At 40.2% G+C, this 17,551-nt stretch carries 17 protein-coding genes, 1 tRNA gene and 4 pseudogenes; 13 read left to right on the top strand and 9 right to left on the bottom strand.

Going from position 1 to position 17,551, the window contains the following annotated elements:
• Positions 1-5: 5 nt before the first annotated feature.
• Positions 6-866 (bottom strand): type I methionyl aminopeptidase, encoded by an 861-nt coding sequence (gene map, locus CZ367_RS05265; RefSeq protein WP_077195919.1) that lies wholly within the window; start codon positions 864-866, stop codon positions 6-8.
• Between the two features lie 1,025 nt (positions 867-1,891).
• Complete coding sequence (locus CZ367_RS05270) at positions 1,892-2,563, bottom strand: Crp/Fnr family transcriptional regulator (protein WP_077195920.1); 672 nt, start codon at positions 2,561-2,563, stop codon at positions 1,892-1,894.
• A 410-nt stretch (positions 2,564-2,973) separates the two neighbouring features.
• On the opposite strand from CZ367_RS05270, the gene CZ367_RS05275 reads away from it, so the two are divergent.
• A complete protein-coding gene (locus CZ367_RS05275; protein ID WP_077195921.1) occupies positions 2,974-3,381 on the top strand; it encodes an Hsp20/alpha crystallin family protein in 408 nt (135 codons plus the stop codon).
• 220 nt (positions 3,382-3,601) lie between these two features.
• Positions 3,602-4,570 carry a calcium/sodium antiporter gene (locus CZ367_RS05280; RefSeq protein WP_077195922.1) on the top strand — a complete coding sequence of 323 codons (969 nt, stop codon included), beginning with the start codon at positions 3,602-3,604 and terminating at the stop codon, positions 4,568-4,570.
• A gap of 128 nt (positions 4,571-4,698) precedes the next feature.
• Here the strand turns inward: CZ367_RS05280 and CZ367_RS05285 are convergent, their stop codons facing one another.
• Positions 4,699-5,541 (bottom strand): TlpA family protein disulfide reductase, encoded by an 843-nt coding sequence (locus tag CZ367_RS05285; RefSeq protein ID WP_077197369.1) that lies wholly within the window; start codon positions 5,539-5,541, stop codon positions 4,699-4,701.
• A 183-nt stretch (positions 5,542-5,724) separates the two neighbouring features.
• Here CZ367_RS05285 and CZ367_RS05290 point away from each other — a divergent pair, with 183 nt between their 5' ends.
• From CZ367_RS05290 to CZ367_RS16210, 7 genes and pseudogenes are all read left to right on the top strand, one after another.
• The gene (locus CZ367_RS05290; RefSeq protein ID WP_077195923.1) at positions 5,725-6,417 is read left to right on the top strand and encodes a queuosine precursor transporter; all 693 of its coding nucleotides are present in this window, start codon (positions 5,725-5,727) and stop codon (positions 6,415-6,417) included.
• Positions 6,418-6,466: 49 nt separating this feature from the next.
• A complete protein-coding gene (gene queF, locus CZ367_RS05295; protein WP_077195924.1) occupies positions 6,467-6,922 on the top strand; it encodes a preQ(1) synthase in 456 nt (151 codons plus the stop codon).
• Positions 6,923-7,615: 693 nt separating this feature from the next.
• Entirely contained in the window at positions 7,616-7,768 is a 153-nt protein-coding gene (locus CZ367_RS15335) for a hypothetical protein (RefSeq protein WP_154669290.1), read from the top strand.
• A gap of 34 nt (positions 7,769-7,802) precedes the next feature.
• Positions 7,803-8,147 (top strand): IS66 family insertion sequence element accessory protein TnpB, encoded by a 345-nt coding sequence (gene tnpB / locus CZ367_RS05305; protein ID WP_077195310.1) that lies wholly within the window; start codon positions 7,803-7,805, stop codon positions 8,145-8,147.
• Between the two features lie 782 nt (positions 8,148-8,929).
• Positions 8,930-9,088 carry a hypothetical protein gene (locus CZ367_RS15830; protein WP_154669291.1) on the top strand — a complete coding sequence of 53 codons (159 nt, stop codon included), beginning with the start codon at positions 8,930-8,932 and terminating at the stop codon, positions 9,086-9,088.
• Positions 9,089-9,234: 146 nt separating this feature from the next.
• Positions 9,235-9,402, top strand: a pseudogene (locus CZ367_RS14855) (IS1380 family transposase); the annotation flags it as partial.
• Between the two features lie 12 nt (positions 9,403-9,414).
• Positions 9,415-9,649: pseudogene (locus tag CZ367_RS16210) on the top strand (hypothetical protein).
• A gap of 116 nt (positions 9,650-9,765) precedes the next feature.
• Here CZ367_RS16210 and CZ367_RS05315 read toward each other — a convergent pair.
• The 3 genes from CZ367_RS05315 to CZ367_RS05325 are packed head-to-tail and all read right to left on the bottom strand — an operon-like array spanning position 9,766 to position 12,685.
• The gene (locus CZ367_RS05315) at positions 9,766-10,863 is read right to left on the bottom strand and encodes a glycosyltransferase family protein (RefSeq protein ID WP_077195926.1); all 1,098 of its coding nucleotides are present in this window, start codon (positions 10,861-10,863) and stop codon (positions 9,766-9,768) included.
• Positions 10,860-11,840 carry a glycosyltransferase family 2 protein gene (locus CZ367_RS05320; protein ID WP_077195927.1) on the bottom strand — a complete coding sequence of 327 codons (981 nt, stop codon included), beginning with the start codon at positions 11,838-11,840 and terminating at the stop codon, positions 10,860-10,862. The genes CZ367_RS05315 and CZ367_RS05320 overlap by 4 nt, the downstream gene beginning before the upstream one ends.
• Positions 11,792-12,685 carry a glycosyltransferase family 2 protein gene (locus tag CZ367_RS05325; protein WP_077195928.1) on the bottom strand — a complete coding sequence of 298 codons (894 nt, stop codon included), beginning with the start codon at positions 12,683-12,685 and terminating at the stop codon, positions 11,792-11,794. Before CZ367_RS05325 ends, CZ367_RS05320 begins: the two co-directional genes overlap by 49 nt.
• A 54-nt stretch (positions 12,686-12,739) precedes the next feature.
• Between CZ367_RS05325 and CZ367_RS05330 the strand changes: the two genes are divergently transcribed.
• Together CZ367_RS05330 and CZ367_RS05335 are read left to right on the top strand one after the other, a co-directional pair.
• Entirely contained in the window at positions 12,740-14,236 is a 1,497-nt protein-coding gene (locus CZ367_RS05330) for an oligosaccharide flippase family protein (protein ID WP_077195929.1), read from the top strand.
• The gene (locus CZ367_RS05335) at positions 14,223-15,215 is read left to right on the top strand and encodes a glycosyltransferase family 2 protein (RefSeq protein WP_077195930.1); all 993 of its coding nucleotides are present in this window, start codon (positions 14,223-14,225) and stop codon (positions 15,213-15,215) included. The genes CZ367_RS05330 and CZ367_RS05335 overlap by 14 nt, the downstream gene beginning before the upstream one ends.
• Positions 15,216-15,223: 8 nt before the next feature.
• Here the strand turns inward: CZ367_RS05335 and CZ367_RS05340 are convergent, their stop codons facing one another.
• Positions 15,224-16,072, bottom strand: a complete 849-nt coding sequence (locus CZ367_RS05340; RefSeq protein ID WP_077197370.1) for a DnaJ domain-containing protein — start codon at positions 16,070-16,072, stop codon at positions 15,224-15,226.
• 170 nt (positions 16,073-16,242) lie between these two features.
• Here CZ367_RS05340 and CZ367_RS14860 point away from each other — a divergent pair.
• Positions 16,243-16,404: pseudogene (locus CZ367_RS14860) on the top strand (IS982 family transposase); the annotation flags it as partial.
• A gap of 7 nt (positions 16,405-16,411) precedes the next feature.
• Positions 16,412-16,576 (top strand): annotated as a pseudogene (locus CZ367_RS05345) (transposase); the annotation flags it as partial.
• Positions 16,577-16,717: 141 nt separating this feature from the next.
• Here the strand turns inward: CZ367_RS05345 and CZ367_RS15345 are convergent.
• Both CZ367_RS15345 and CZ367_RS05355 read right to left on the bottom strand, forming a co-directional pair.
• A tRNA-Cys gene (locus CZ367_RS15345) sits at positions 16,718-16,788 on the bottom strand.
• A gap of 322 nt (positions 16,789-17,110) precedes the next feature.
• A complete protein-coding gene (locus CZ367_RS05355) occupies positions 17,111-17,518 on the bottom strand; it encodes a YkvA family protein (RefSeq protein WP_077195932.1) in 408 nt (135 codons plus the stop codon).
• Positions 17,519-17,551: the final 33 nt, after the last annotated feature.

Here is a 17,551-nt window from a genome sequence, read left to right on the forward strand (position 1 = left end):
TTTGCTTAATAGGTGAGAATTTCCAATCCCTCTTCTGTCATAACGAATGTGTGTTCCCACTGCGCCGATGGCAATTCGTCGCCTGTGATAACTTCCCACCCGTATGGGTCTTCTGAGTCGATAAACACCTTCCACGTGCCTTGATTAATCATTGGTTCGATGGTGAAAACCATTCCCGGAACGAGCAACATACCCGTACCACGATAACCATAGTGAGTCACTTCAGGTTCTTCGTGGAAGTCTAAGCCCACACCGTGGCCACAGAGGTCGCGCACCACACCATAACCATTCTTTTCGGCGTGTTTCTGTATGGCGTGACCAATATCACCCACAAACGAATAAGGCTTAGCAGCTTCCATTCCTTTTTCCAAACATTCTTTAGTTACACGCACCAACTTTTCCTTTTCAGGAGTGGTTTTTCCGATGATAAACATACGACTTGCATCTGCATAATAGCCATCTACAATGCAAGTCATATCCACATTCACAATATCGCCTTCTTGCAATACGTCTTCTTTCTTTGGAATACCGTGGCACACCACTTCGTTAATGCTTGTGCAAACGCTCTTTGGAAATCCCTCGTAATTCAAGCAAGCAGGTATAGCGTTATGGTCTTTGCAATATTGCATACAAATATCATCTATCTCTTGCGTGTTCATTCCCACGTGAATAGCCGAAGCCACAGCGTCCAAACAACCTGTATTTACCACGCCAGCACGACGAATACCCTCTATCTGTTCAGGGGTTTTAATCAAGTTGCGTGTAGGAACGAGTTTGCCTTTCTTCTCAAAGGCCATTATCTTTAAGTCCATTTCGGTAGGCTCTTGTCCAGAAAGACAGTGCCACCTCTTTTTCTTTAATATCATTATCTTGAGTTTTTACTTTTCTGCAAAAGTACCAAAATTAATATAGACTTCAAAGAAATTAACCGAATTTATAGAAGAACAACGGCTAAATACCTACACCTTGTTATTCAGAGACAACAAACGACAAAAGGTAATGAAGCACAAAAGATATATTTGTGGGGGTAACGTAGGGGCTCGATTTATCGAGTTCCGCTTAACAACTTGTGATGAGCGGAACTCGATAAATCGAGCCCCTACACCCCCTTACGTACATTGAAATCTACTTCAAAAGGGGCTTTCGTTTAGTTATATCTTTGTTAAACCCAAATCGGTCGTTAGCCCGCAAAGGCTTTTTAAAGCGTTTAGATGTTATGCTTTTCTTCGTCTTTGCACCTTATTTTGGCTCTTTTCGTTTGTTTTTTCAGTTGTTTAACTCGCTAAACGTCTTCAAAAACAACCCAAGATAGCTCAAAATAAGCTCGCAAATCTCGAAGAAGTCTAACGACCGATTTGGGTTAAACAGAGATGTGTATAAAGAGTAGTTCATTACCCCGTGCAACCTAACAACATTTTCGGTTATACTCTCCCTTTTTACCAATTTAAGGACCAAAAGTGTTAAACGTATCGGTCATATTTCTCGTATTTGCAAACGAAAAGCAATTTGTACGCAAATACAAGAAATATGAGTGTGCAATTATAAAGCATTGATACACAAAGGGGAACAAGGAAATAGAAAGAGTATGTGCAAAAAACACATCGAAAATTTAGAAAACATCGAACCATAAAAAGGAAAATGCGAACAAGAAAGACTGCTTTTGATGATAAATAAGAAGGCAATACATCAACTAAGAGCGAGTGAAAGTTCAACTTTGGGGTGGTAAAACATATATGTTTGGCTGCCTCATAGTTGAACTTTGGCAAGCCTAAAGTTACAAACAAGAGTTTTAGAATATAAAATAAGAAAAGCGGAACATTCCTATTTTGCTATTTCAAATGTTAAATTACGCATAGCAAAACAAGGTTAGGAGAATAGGTAAAAATAAGCCCTACCCTATCAGTTTTTGCTTGTTCAATACCTTTATTACCTTACCATCAATCTGTAAAGCACCGTCCTTTTCAAATTCAGACAATACTCTCAATAACGAAAACTTCTGAATACCAAACGAGTCGGCTATCTCTTGGCGTGAACGCTTTAGATGTATCTCCAGTGATTGCTGTTCGCGCACAAGTTCTAAGATCATATAAGCCACCTTCTCACGCACAGTAAAAAGGCTCAAAACCTTCATCTTATGCGTTAGAAAAACATCTATATTAGACAAGGTGCGTATAAAGTTCATTCGTATTGCTTCATCGGTATCGAGCAACATCTTCAGTTCGTCGGGTTTCATTCGCAATAGTTTTACCTTGCCTTCGGTCTCCACGCTAACGGGCATCTCTCGCTTATTGGCAAAAATAAATGCAGGGGCTACCACTTCGCCTTCGCCCAATCGGCTCACCTCTACTTGCTTTCCTGAGAAAGAAGCCATACGACTTATCAGTACACCACTAATAATAATATCGGCATATCTGCAAGGTATTCCTGCTAAGGCATACACCTCGTGTGCAGGAAGGTCAACAATGCGATAATTGGTATTGCTCAATGTAAGTTCTATTTGTATAGTGCTCATTCCTGCAAACAGCTGACACTTGCTAAGCACATTCAGTATTTTCTGTTCCATACGTGCAAAAGTAGTGATTTTCCACTTTAGTCGCTAAGGTATTAACTTGTTTTAACCACTTGAACAAGCAAAGTCTGTGAAGGCTTAAACCCAAATCAGTCATTGGCCCGCAAAGGCTTTTTAAAGCGTTTAGATGTTATGCTTTTCTTCGTCTTTGCACCTTATGTTGGCTCTTTTTGTTTGTTTTTTCAGTTGTTTAGCTCGCTAAACGTCTTCAAAAACAACCAAAAATAGCTCAAAATAAGCTCGCAAATCTCGAAGAAGTCTAACGAGCGATTTGGGTTAAAAACTCGTTTTTGACAATTTGACACACAAATAAGACATTTTGTCTTACCTTCTCTTTTGGTATATTACTTGCCTTATGCTTAGTGTAAACATAAAAACAACTTAAAGAAAAGGAGACAATTATGATGTACAGAAATTCTTGGTTACCAGAAGTTTTTAACGACTTCTTTTACAACAACAATATGCCTAAGGCAAACCCAACAGCACCAGCCATTAACGTTTTGGAAGCTGAAGAACAATACATAGTAGAACTTGCTGCTCCTGGATTGCGCAAGGAAGACTTTAATATGAGTATTGACGACAATGGCGACTTGCATATCAAGATGGAGAAAAAGGCAAGCGAACAGAACGAGAAGGCTCACTATCTGCGCCGTGAGTTTGCTTATAGCAAGTACGAGCAAACCCTTATTCTTCCTGAAGATGTAGACAAGGAACAGGTTTCGGCACGTATGGAAGATGGTGTGTTGAATATTTATCTTCCAAAGATAAAGCAGAATATTCAGAAAGTGGCACGCCAAATCGAAGTAGGATAAGTTTAGGTAAAATGAATTGAATAAGGATAACAACAGAAAGATAAAGAACATTTTTTCATAAATAGTTTTGGTGTGGTTAATTTAATAAGTGTGTAATTGTTAGAAAGGTAAACCTCGAGCGTGTGAAACGCTCGAGGTTTTTATTGGTTATAAGTAGCTTTGATAAGGATTTCTGAAAATTTTGTGTATCTTTGCGTATGTTTTTTAATTCAAAAGATTTATGTTATTAAACATTGTTTTTATTATCGTGGGAATGGCAATTGTACTTTGGGGAGCTGACAGACTTACCGAAGGAGCAGTAGCGGTAGCAGAAAAGATGCACATTCCACAATTTGTGATAGGACTTACCATCGTGGCAATGGGTACAAGTATGCCCGAACTTTGCGTCAGCCTTGTATCGGCACTAAAGGGAACACCCGACTTGGCGGTGGGAAACGTTGTAGGTTCAAATATCTTTAATACCCTTGCTATCGTGGGAATTACAGCAATGGTAGCACCAATGACCATCTTGAAACTCACGGTAAGAAAAGATATTCCCTTTGCTTTTGTGGCAGCAGTAGTACTGATGATGATGTGCTTTGATGGCAAGATAAGTCGTTTAGATGCTGCAATACTATGCTTGCTCTTCCTAATTTTTATGATGATGACCCTTCGTGGTGCACAAGAAGCGCAAGGAGATGTAAAAGAAGAAATAGAAAAGGTGGGCGAAGAAGTAGAAAAAACAAATGCTACAAAAACTATTTCGCCCATAATGTCTGCCGTATGGATAGTTGTGGGTTTGGCTTGCTTGGTCGGTGGTAGCAATTTGTTTGTAGAAGGAGCAACAAAGGTGGCAACTTCGTTAGGCGTTTCCGAAGCAGTGGTAGGTCTTACCATTGTGGCTTGCGGTACATCGCTCCCCGAATTGGCAACCAGTGTTGTAGCAGCTCGCAAAGGAAATAGCGGTATAGCCATTGGAAACGTTTTGGGTTCTAATGTCTTCAATATCCTCTTTATCCTTGGTCTCACAGGTATTATTTCGCCTATGCAGCTCACAGGCATTACAATGAGCGACCTTTCGGTTATGGTGATTTCTATGATTATGATTTGGTTCTTCTCGTTTACCAAATACATCATCGAGCGTTGGGAAGGAGCAATACTTTCCCTTGTCTTCTTTGGCTATATGAGCTATCTTGTTATAAACGCATAAGAATATCTTATTTATAAAACATAAAAACGTCCGAATATGACCACTCATACTCGGACGTTTTTATGTTTTATGCTGCTATTATTTTGCTTCGTAAGCCCAAAGATAGGCTACTAAGCATTGTTTTTAGCTTACTTGTAAATCTCAGCCAACTTGTCTTGCAATGCTTGTTCGCGTAAGTCTACAGCTACAATCTTGCCTTGTGGGTCTAAAAGAACGTTTGCAGGGATAGCACGGATACCATAAGCACTTGCACCAGCACTCTGCCAACCCTTAAGGTCTGACATTTGAGCCCATTCCATACCCAACTTCTTTACTGCAGCAGCCCAAGCTTCCTTCTTTTGGTCAAAACTTACACCTATCACTTCAAAACCTTTTGCGTGATATTTCTTGTAAGCCTCTACAACGTTAGGCATCTCTGCACGGCAAGGACCACACCAACTTGCCCAGAAATCTACCAATACATAGTTGCCCTTACCACACCAGTCGCTAAGCTTTACAGTCTTTCCTTCAAGGTTAGGCATAGACAAATCGGTAAACATCTTACCTGGTACACGGAGTTCAAGTGCCTTGAGAAGTTCCTTAGCCCCTTTCAAGTCAGCTTCATTGTAATAACCTGTTGAAGGGTCGAGTAGAGCCTTGAGTTGGTCATACTCCAATGAGTTAGCAATCATACTTACATACTTAGCTGGAAAAGTTGTAGCCTTAAACTTCTCTGCAATCTCCAAAGCAGTTGCAAGCAGTGCGCTGTCAAGCTCGTTAGCACGTGCAATGATGTCCTGTACTTGCTTCTTATCCGCATCAGTCATGGTTGCAGGATCTTTCTTTGCTATTGCTCCATAAGATGTTTCAAGGGTCTTGTATTCAGCTTCAATCTTATCCATCTTTTCAGCGTATGGCTTTTGTTCAGCTGTTTGAGCTGTTGCTGAGAATACTTGTGCAGCCAATACAGCTGCTAAAAATAGCTTCTTCATACTTTTAATATTAATATTTATAATTCGTTCTTCCTCGTATTCAACGTGTGAAATTTGAATATTAGATGCAAAAATAGCTAAATGTATTGAATTAGACATCATTCTTTAAGATTTTTTTGTACCTTTGCAGTCACTTTTTAATTCACAGGGGTACTTGCTTAACCCCCTTTAACAAAACAAGATATGATAAAGACAAAACAACAAGTGAGTGTGCTGTTTATGTTGTTCAGCATACTTTTCTGCGTTTGCCTTATAGCGGCAAACATTCTTGAGACCAAGCAAATCTCAGTGTTAGGTATTAGTTTAACAGGTGGACTTATCGTCTTTCCTGTTTCTTACATCATCAATGATTGCGTATGCGAGGTGTGGGGATTTCAGAAAGCTCGTCTATTGATATGGACGGGATTTGCTATGAACTTCTTCTTTGTCAGCGTTGGTGCGCTTTGCGATTGGATTCCAGGGGCTGCTTATTGGACAAACGATGCAGGATTTCACGCTATTTTCGGTTTTGCACCACGTGTGGCAGCTGCTTCGTTCATAGCTTTCGTCATCGGTTCGTTTGCCAATGCGTACGTAATGAGTAAAATGAAGATACTTGATGGAGGCAAACGCTTCTCGTTAAGAGCCGTTCTAAGCACTATGGCAGGTGAAACTTGCGACTCTGTTATCTTCTTCCCTTTGGCGTTAGCAGGTGTTGTTCCAACCGAAGAATTACCAAAGTTGATGTTATGGCAAGTGGTATTAAAGACCCTCTATGAGGTCATCGCATTGCCTATCACAATACGTATTGTGAAGAAACTCAAAACGCACGAAGGCGAAGACGCTTACGACAACGGCATCAACTATAGCATTTGGAAGGTGTTCAGTTTAAGTTAAGCACAATAAAACACTAATAAACGCATCATAAACAATAACTTATAAGACAATGGAAAGAAAAGACGAAGGACTTCAACAGTTAGGTGCGAAGACCACATACAGTATGGATTATGCTCCTGAGGTATTAGAATCATTTGAAAACAAGCACCCTGAAAACGATTATTGGGTAAGATTTAACTGTCCCGAATTTACAAGTTTATGCCCTATCACAGGTCAACCCGACTTTGCAGAGATACGCATCTCGTATGTTCCAGATGTACGAATGGTGGAAAGCAAAAGCCTTAAGCTCTATCTATTCAGCTTCCGCAACCACGGAGACTTCCACGAAGACTGCGTCAACACTATAATGAAAGACCTCATCAACTTAATGCAGCCTAAGTATATTGAGGTAACAGGCATCTTTACACCTCGTGGCGGAATTAGCATTTATCCATTTGCCAACTACGGAAAACCAGGTACAAAGTATGAAAAGATGGCTGAAACAAGGTTTATGAACCATCAATAAAACAATAAAGAAAGGTGTGAAGCACAAAAAACATTAGTTGCGTTCACACCTTACTTTATGTAAAGTAGGCACATTCTTAAAATTAAGGGGTCAGTCGTAAAACCCAGTTGCACCCCTCTCTCCTCGTACACATAATTTCATAAGCTGTAAAGGAAGAAAGGAATATCCGTTACTCCCCTGAACTGTGCCCTGAAGGCTTTGACTTTTGCGATCTTCGGCTTTTGTTCCCCTGATCACAGCTACCAGCGTACCCCTGCCACCTTTGCCAGCCTTGTTGGTCAGAAACGTATAGACCTCACCGCTGCTCAGACAAGTCTCATCGATACTCAGGCTCTCTCCCAGGTTCTCATCAAACAGCAGCCAGTCTCCCGTATGCGACAACTGCTCCCACTGGCGATAATCGCTGAAATGCTCCTTGTATTGGGTGGAAAGCTGCTTACTGTGCCGGCCTTGCGGTCTGCTTCTTCCATAAAGTTACGCTCATCCAACCAGAAGTCTATCTGGGAAATACGCTCTTGGATATCTATCACATCAAAATAATCTGCGAGTATCTCTGGAAAGATACAACGCAACAATTACTCGGTCTTTATGATGCAAAGATAACAAATACTTATGAAATTATGTGCATAAGGGGAGAGGGGTGCAACTGGGTTTTACGACTGACCCGAAAAATGTTTCTTAACTCCATACACGATGTCATCAGTAATCCTGATGAAGTATGGCTTAATTATGATGCTTCAGAGCCTGACAAAAAAGACAATTACCTCAACCAATGGCACTATCTTAAATATTACAAAGGAATTGCGATTGTTTGGTAAGCATCCAATATTAGCCGCCTTTGTGTAACATTCTTGCTTTACTACCTTTGCCCGAAAAACTTATGTTTGTACTCAACGAAACAAATGTTTTTCGGGTTTGTTGCACTCCTGTGGACATGCGTCAGGGTATTCTTCGCCTGTCCCAATTGGTACGCAGCAATGACTTCAATCCTTCTGATGGTGTTGTCTACGTTTTCTACAATCGATCCCGTAACCGAATTAAATTGCTGCACTGGGAACGCTGTGGTTTTGTCGTGTATCATAAACAGATGGCACAGGGTTGCCTGAGTCCTAAAATCATACGGGCGAGAGTTGGATTTTATGAACTTCGCTGGGACGAATTGGTACTCTATATTGAAGGTATAAATCCTAATTGCTACCGAAGAAAAAGATACAATAAATCTTAGTATTTTCTTGCCAGTGTCAGATATTTTTCGTAACTTTACATCGTATAAAGAACTGATAATGTGATGGATATGCCTTATAGTACAATGACATCTGACTACCATTCTCTCACTCGGGAAGCTGTTGTTAAACTTCTTGAGCAAAGGGATGCTGAGCTTAAGATTAAGGATGCTCAACTCAAGAACAAGGATGCTGAGCTTAAGAACAAGGATACTCAACTCAAAAACAAGGATGCTGAGCTTAAGATTAAGGATGCTGAGCTGGAACGAAAGTCCCGTCGTATTCTTGAACTTGAGCGCATGGTATTTGGCAGGCGCAGCGAGAAACGCCTGCCTGAGAGTGCAAGCGGCTGGGCGGGTACGCTTTTTGACGAGCAGTGGGCCAAAGAGGGTTCCNAAGGCGGCTAATATTGGATGCTTACATTGTTTGTGTTTGCAAATTACAAAATGGTAAGATGAATTTCTTAACCTTTTATGAATACGAACGACATAAAAATATGAAGAAAGATTTGAGAAGCGGTTTTCTCATCTATCACAAATAAAAGGCGAAGCTGCTCAGTCCTTACGTCCGCCGTCCTAATTCTTGGTTTTGCCACACGTAGCAACTCCTCGTCATACGGTTGGATAGTGGTGTCCTTGCAGCCTCTTCAGGTTAATGTTGGTTTTCGCTGTCAAATATCAGCCTTTAGAAATTCCTACCACCTGCGAGGATGTATCTCTCGATTTATCCCGAAGCCAACACTTATTTGCAAAGTTACAACTTATTTTGATAAAAACAAAAGAATATGAATATAAAAGAGTTAGAAGAGTATCTGCGTACAGTTCCGCAAGAGCTCATTGAAGATGCAGCCGACATTACCGCTGAAACGGCTACGGAATATTTCAAACGAACATTCCCCTTAATTCCGCAACACTATTATAAATTAAACTTTTTAAGTACCTGAACAACAAAAAGCTCTTGCTTTGGCAAGCGGCAGAACCGAGCGGCTCAGGATTTTGCCATATCAGAATTTTCACTTATCTTAGTGTTGCAAAAAAACAAGAGAATCCGATGATAGACATGGCAAAGATACAAAGCTAATTTATAGAACTAGCCTTAAAGAAGTTCGGACTCAATGCAACAAGCCGCATAAAAGCGTTTGTCTTCAGGTTTATCTCTGTACCTGAGAAGTGGATCAGGATATCAAGGCGGTATGTGCTGAATAGCTATACCTGTAATAATAATTACGCAGATGTTTTCCAGACTGATTTTGGATAATGCCTACAACTTATGGGAATGATATTGTGTATTGCCTCAAGTCACATTGTAGGGTAAGGGGATATTGTAGGCCGCAAGTGGGTGCTTCAAGTTCAAATTATCTACAAATTCAGTAATGAGAGGACGTGTAAACGCAACAAGGACGTTCAAGGGCTTAGTTGCAGATTTGAGGTATTATACGTTTGCGCCCCCTTATTGCACTCAAGCAATGAGGGGGGCGTATTTGTTTGTAAGTATTAGGTTTTAATTTGGGTGTGTTAAGTTTTGGATATACTTTAATCTATAGTGGTCATTCGACTAACATAGTTGTTTTAAATAATATATTTGACTTATAAACTATCTTTTGTGATAATTGTTTTGGGTTTAAAGTATCGATTTATAAAGCTTTTCGTATTGCTTTGCTACCTTTATATAATCGTGGTGTTTAGCAATATAGGCAATGCTTTGTGCTTTAAGTTCATCAATCTGTTGAGGGTGAAGAACGAGTTGGCGGAGCTGGCTCACACAACTTTCATAATTAGGCAATACATTGATGATAGGATGGAGGGAAGTTTCGTTTAGTATTTCGTAGTTTTCAGGCTCTCCACCTCCTACACAGATAATGCCGCGTGCCATTGCTTCCAATGGGTTCATCGAAGGCGTGTAGCTGTAAAGTTGGTCTAAGATGGCATCTGCACCATTCATCAGTTTCACATACTCGGCAAAGGGAATACCATTGGCAATGCTTAGTTCTACTTTATCGGGATATTCCGCTTTCACGGCTTCAGCAGCACGCAGCATAATATCGGTTCCTTTGTATTCCGATCTACTTTTGCTGATGCCTATAAATAGTTTTACGGGCTCGTTTATATTTTTCTTTTGGAGCGAAACTGCTTTAGGAACAATAGGAAAAGGAATAAATACAGTTTTGTTAGGAAATATTGGTTCGTAGCACACCATATATTCGTAAAGACCTGCTACAATGCCATCACAATCGTTGGCTATCAGTTTGTTAAGCTGTCCCTTTTTAGTATTAATCCAGTCTTCTTTTTCTTTCACAGCATCAATATTGGTTCGCAATTCCTTACCCATATTGAAGTCGCTGTACCGCAATGGCATTGTTGTACAATTGGTATGCACCCAATAGTAGTCCATACCAAAAGCACCGAGTACAATTCGCTTGTTGTGTTTGCGTAAATAGCGATATATCGGAAAAATGCGTTCTGCTTTTACTTCAAAAAAAAGTGGATTGATGAGCTGAACAACATCATACCCACGTAGCTTGGGCAGCAGACGAGCAATGCGTAGAAGCAACTTTATACCGCCTAATTTGCCTTCTTCTCGGGAAACATCTATATCACGTGGATAGTTTTTCCAGAAGTCCCCATTCGATACCACTGTTACCTTATGCCCCAACTTGCGCAATCCTTCTGCCAATGTCCAATGCACGTTGCTATATTCGCCTAATAATAATATTTTCATCCTTGTTTCGTCTTTAATAGTACAAATAACAGTCGACGGCTTACATTATGGTTGACCAATCTACTGAAAACACTGTACTTCTTTGTGTAATTGCGCTGTGGAAGCGGGAACAAACCTTGTTCTTTCAACTGCTCAATATATTGCGTTGTTGTGGTATAATTACGTGTTAGTACCATTGTGTTATAGATTAAGTCCATTGTGAGTTGTGCAACTCTACGCCTTAAAGCTCGCTTTTTTGTGTTTGGAAGTTCCAAGCGATGTAGATGCAGAATAACTTTAAGGTTGTCGTCTAATCGTTTTCTTATCCTTTCTTTACTCTTTTGATGCAATACCGATGCTTCGTGTTGTCTGTAATAATAAGCCTCGGCAGTAGTTTCTATCACGCTGTTGCATTTTAAGAGCAATTGAGGTGTAAATTCTTCGTCCTCTCCGTATGCTATGCCTTGGCTAAATCTTAGGTTCTTGCTGCACTCTTTTCGGAAAAGATAGCTCCATACTGACGACCTAATATTATTACGTTCTACGTATGTAATGCCATCAACTATTGAGCTATCTGTATAGTTTGTTTGACTTTCATTGATAGTGAAGCGAAATAATACTGCATCAATCTTCCCTCTTTTTATGAGATGAATACAATGGTCGTATTGAGGTTTTACAAGTTTGTCATCAGCATCAACAAATTGTACATACATTCCTCTGCTTATTTCCAATCCCTTATTGCGCGCCACACTCACACCTGCATTCGCTTGCGATATACATATAATGTGTTTGTCTAAAGCAGTTAGGCAAGCCATCGGACTAATTTCTGAACCATCGTCTACCACAATTATTTCTCTTTCATTGGGTTGTAATGAAAGCGACAACACACTCTTAACACACGCTTCGAGCATTGCAAGAGGTTCGTTATGGTAAGGAATGATAAAGCTAATCAATGGATTAGCCGCATCACTCTGTGTATCAACTCGTTCAGTTTGCATAGTTGTTTTAATCCTAAGATGTGGAGCAACCTTAGTTTTAAGGTGTTTTTAAAAGGTAATATAGGGAGTGTAGGTGTGCTGTGTGTAGTTTCGTACACGTCCATCTGAATGTTGAGCAAGTGAGCATAATACGCAGCATCTATATTTTGTGTATCTTTTATATAGTCCAAATGCGCATTGAGCAAATTGGTAAGGTCTGTTCCATTTGCATTTTGTGTAATTCCTTTGTCGTTAAAGCAGTAGTAGTAAGTACCAATAGAGATAGTTGCCACTTGCGTAGCTTCTTTTAAGATTTTAGGAAGTGTAAAAACATCTTCAAAGGTCTTACCCTTTGGAAATCTTACCTTGTCAAACAATTCTCGTTTGTACACCTTGTTGCACGCATAAGAGTGCAGATAAGCCTTGCCCGTGAGCCAATATTCGTTCATATTGCTATACACCTTATTGGGCAAGCAAAGGTGGTTTTGCTGTTTTGAGCCATAGCGTTCCATCACCGAATATTCTATCATATCCCACGTGGGATGTTGGGCTAATAGGCTCATTAGTTGACTTAAAGTATCTGTTTCGATAAAGTCGTCAGAGTCTATGAATGTGAGGTACTTACCCGTAGCCCTATCAATTCCAGTGTTGCGTGCTGCCGATAATCCTTGGTTGGGTTGGTGTATAGCCTTAATACGTGCATCTTTTTCAGCATACTTGTCTACTAAGCGAGGCGATCCATCGGTTGCGCCATCGTCTACCAATATCACTTCGTAATCGGTAAATGATTGCGAAAGCACACTTTCCACACAGCGCGAAAGTGTGTCCTCAACATTATAAACAGGTATGATAATACTTAATTGCATAATTTTTTATAACTGCAAAAATAATAAAAACTTTTAATTTACGTTTAATAGTTGATGAAAAAAACGGATAGCTATAACCATATACTTCGCTACACTGGGCTTTTTGGAGGAGTTCAGGGGCTTAACATCTTAGTAGGCATCGTGCGAAACAAACTGGTTGCTATGATTTTAGGGCCTGACGGAATGGGACTTATTTCGTTGTTTAATTCTACTTTGAAGTTGATGAGCGACTCTACCAACTTTGGAATTTCCATCAGTGCCGTGAAAAGCATATCCGAACATTATGACAAAAATGACGAAGCCGAACTTGCTAAGACTGTGAAATTAGTGCGTTCGTGGAGCTTGTTAGTAGGTTTGTTAGGAATGTTTCTCTGTATTCTTTTAAGTTCGTTGCTTAGCAAGTTCACCTTTTCTTGGGACGGCCATACGCTTCACTTCATTTTTCTTTCGCCTATTGTGGCTCTTATGGCTATCTCTAATGGCGAATTAGCTATCCTAAAGGGCTTGCGACAGTTAAAGAAATTGGCTGTTATCTCCATCTACAACGTGTTAGGCGCACTCCTTACCTCTGTTCCGCTTTATTACTTTTTCCGCGAACAAGCCATTGTTCCCTCGTTGGTGATAATGGCGATAATTCAATTGGTACTCAATATTGCCTTTTCCTACCATATCTACCCTTTGCGATTGATGAATCGTTGGCGTCCAATGAGCAAAGGCTTTGGAATGTTGCGCTTGGGTATTGCCTTTGTTTTAGCAGGTATATTGGGGTCAGGAGCCGACTTTTTAATCCGCAGTTACTTGAATAATGTGGCAAGCATTGAGACGGTAGGACTTTTCAATGCAGGTTATATGATGACGATGACTTACGTAGGAATGGTGTTTGCAGCGATGGAAACCGACTATTTCCCCCGTCTTTCAAGTGCTAACAAATACGATTTTACGTTCAATCAAACCGTAAATCGGCAAATAGAGGTAATGCTGCTCTTGGTATCTCCACTCCTTGTGCTGTTTACACTTTTTCTGCCTATCCTTTTACCTTTATTATATACAGGGCGATTTATGCCAGCCTTGGGAATGATGCAGGTTATTATGCTTGCAATGTACTTCCGTGCGGTGTACCTCCCCGTGCAGTATATTCCGTTGGCAAAGGGCGATTCTATATCTTATCTCTTTCTCGAAGCCGTTTACGACATCGTTTTGGTGTTGCTTGTCATCTTCAATTTTGACCGTCTCGGCCTTATTGGTGCAGGGTGGGCAATAACCATTGCTGGACTTATAGATACGTTGGTGGTTTTTGTTTATGCACGTTGGAAATACAATTATAAGGTGTCGTCCAATGTAATGCTTTACATTGGTATACAGTTCCCATTGGGTTTACTCACTTTTCTGCTTACTCAACAAGACAATTCTTTGTTGTATTGGGGTGTGGGATTGTTCTTAGCTTTTGTTAGCGGAGCAACTTCAATGCGTATTCTTAGGACAAAAACCAATCTTTGGAATAGTTTATCGGCTAAAATTCTTAAACGTTTTGGACGCAATGACAAAAATTAGTATTCTCGTAGCTGTATATAACACAGAACAATATTTACCCCAATGTCTTAATTCATTGTTAGCACAAACCTTGCACGACATAGAAATTATCTGTATAGATGATGCTTCTACCGATGGGTCGCTCAAGTTTTTGCAGCGTTATGCCGAACAAAATAGTTGTATAAAGGTGTTGCAAATGCCAACGAATAGTGGTAGTGCAAAGGCAAGAAATGCGGGATTAGAAATTGTTACGGGCGAATATGTAGCCTTTGTAGATAGCGACGATTGGTTGGCACCAGATGCTTGTGAACAGGTATATAATACTTTCGCTGCTAATCCAACTGCCGATGCTGTGCTTTTTCGTGTAGAAAATGTTTATGAAGATGGGCGAAGGACGGTTTATGAGATGCCCAATTTCGACAGCTTAGACGGTTCTCAAGCCTTTGAAGATAGTCTTACGTGGAAGATACATGGGGTATATGTCGTGCGAACAGCTATTCATAAGCAGTTCCCTTATGACGATTCGGCTATTTCGTATAGCGATGATAATACTACCCGACTGCATTATCTTAATGCACGGAAGGTAATGAAGTGTGATGGAACTTATTTTTATCGTCAACATTCTACATCTGTAACCCATCGTATAAGTTTGCGCAGATTTGATTATTTGTTGGCGAATAAAAGTATGAAGCTACAATTAGAGCAATTGAATGTTTCGGCCGCCATACTCAATAAGTATGAAGTGGTGCGATGGCGCAACCTCGTTGGGGTGTATATGTTTTATTTTTTGCACCGCAATGCTTTAGATGAGGCTTCACGCAAGGAGGGTTTGCAACGCTTGAAAGAAACGTGGCAAACCATCGAAATACACCGTCTCCCGAAATCGTTAGTTAGAAAGTTTGGCTATCGTCCTTTCCGTTGTTCGTGGACACTTTTTCGCTTGCAAGAAGAATGTTATTTTGCTTTGCGTGCCTTAGTGGGGCGCAACAAAGAGGCTTAATGCTTGTTTTAAAGTCCACGTGCTTTAAATATACGTTCCTTTGCCTCGTTAATCTCTTGAAACTTTCGTTCAGCTGCAAGGCGCACATCATCGCCAAGCGTACTCACACGGTCGGGGTGATGCTTCAATGCCATTTTGCGATAAGCAGCTTTCACCTCATCATTGGTAGCATTGGGACTGATACCTAAAATCTTGTACGCATCTTCAATACTTGCTGTAGCTTTGCCGTTATTGCCCATATTCAGCATCGACTCTACATCTTGTGCCGACAGTCCCAAATAGCCTGCAAGTTCTTTAAGGGCTGCCACTTCCTCTGGACTAACATTTCCATCTACCTTAGCTATTATGACCAAGTAGTTGAGCAATTGTAAGCGTTGTCCCGAATTGGTATGGAACGATATTTCTACACAGCTCTTGCGTATGGTTTCTTTAAATTGGGCTTCGCCTTGTTCTTTTTGAAGTTCGAAAAGTCGCAACAGAATACCTTCACCTTGACCAACTGCCTGCTCGCCAAAGTTATCGCGGAGGAACGAACGTACAAATTCCATTTCTGAGTGCATCACCTTATCATCGGCTTTGATAACGTAAGACGAAAGTACAAGCATAGAGAAGAGAAACGAATTGCGCTCTTCCTCAAAGGGGCGTTGCCCAAACCTACTATTGGGGTTGTAGCCACTATTGGCATTAGCGTTTGCTCCAAAAGCACCATTGTTATTAAATCCGCCTGCGCTATTGTCAGAACCTGCAAACGCATCGTCAAGCAAACTACCTATGCAGTAGCCAGCCACTGCCCCTAATACACTGCCGCCAGCAAGAACCCAGCCTAACGCACCGCCAATCCATTTTGCTATTTCCATTATTTTCTTTTTATTTTTGTTCTGTGTGGTTTCAGCCCTTGTGTCTTTGATATTGGCTTCCACCTTATTAACCTAAACTCGGGATAAGAATAATATCATAAAAAGTTGTTAATCTCGTTATTTTTTGTAACTTTATAGTTGATAATCAACAACTTACAAAAAGAACAACGATGAATTCCAAAGACAAAATTACAGAAATATTTTGTATTGCAGATGACTTTTGCAAAGAATTTGAAGTAGAAATGGATAAAATTGCTTTATCTGATCCCAATATGCCTAAGCGTCGCAAGCGAAAATGGCATATGAGTAAGTCAGAAATTATGACCATTTTGGATTGACACCTTTAAGAACCATTATGATAGCATACTCAATTTCTTTGTCAACAGAGCCACAAATGCCAATGCTGAATCCTTCAACGCAAAAGTCAAAGCCTTCAGGGCACAGTTCAGGGAAGTAACGGATATTCCTTTCTTCCTTTACAGGCTTATGAAATTATGTGCATGAGGGGGAGAGAGGGGGCAACTGGGTTTTACGACTGACTTCTAATCCCCACCTTATTCCTACTGAGCCCTTATTCCTACTGAGCCGATATTAGGCGATGATAGTAAAAGAAAAAGCTCAAAAGAAAAATCTTTTGAGCTTTAGAGGTGCCTAGCGGAATCGAACCGCTCTACACGGTTTTGCAGACCGTTACCTAACCGACCGGCCCAGGCACCATTATGAAATTTCAAGCTATGAAATATATCATCTGCTTGATTTCGTGTGCAAAATTACAAATAATATTTTATTCGACCAAATTTTTCATTAATAATTACAGCATCTTTGCGTTTTATTTTTTATTTCTTGCGTTTTATTGCGCATTATTTGCCGTTTTATATCACAACCTCTACAACCTCCACACGCATTATTCTTTACTTTGAAGATTCGCACGAGTTGGCGTGCGACGTATGCTATAGCGGCTAAAAGTACAACTCCAACAATTATATATTGTATCATTTTATTCCTCCTTAGTATGTATATGTTTTGTATATGTTGAAATTAAATAGGCGTATCTGTATCATTACTCTTAAACAAATCATCAGCCTTACAAATTTCATCTTCATCGAACCATTGGCTTAGTTTTGCTTGTGCTTTGGCTTTAACTTCATCTTCTACGTCTCCCCATATCTTGTGCAAGATGTATATCAGTACGGCTAAATCGTCACCTAAGCCTGCAATTGGTATGGCATCTGGTACAACATCTAATGGTGAGATGAGGTATCCCAACGCTCCTATTACAATAGCCTTATCCTTTAGCGAAACTTTGTCGCTTTCTAACGAATAATAGAGTATTAAGGCTGCATACACCAATTTTACTCCAGCTCGTTTGGCAATACGATGTATCTTTTCGATAAAGGCATTCTTATTAAATTTGTCTTTATACTTTAGCAAATCTGGCATTTCCATATTTTCCTTGTTTACGATTATTTTTAGTGTACA

The sequence above is a fragment of the Prevotella ihumii genome (assembly GCF_900155655.1).
GTDB classification, from domain to species: domain Bacteria; phylum Bacteroidota; class Bacteroidia; order Bacteroidales; family Bacteroidaceae; genus Prevotella; species Prevotella ihumii.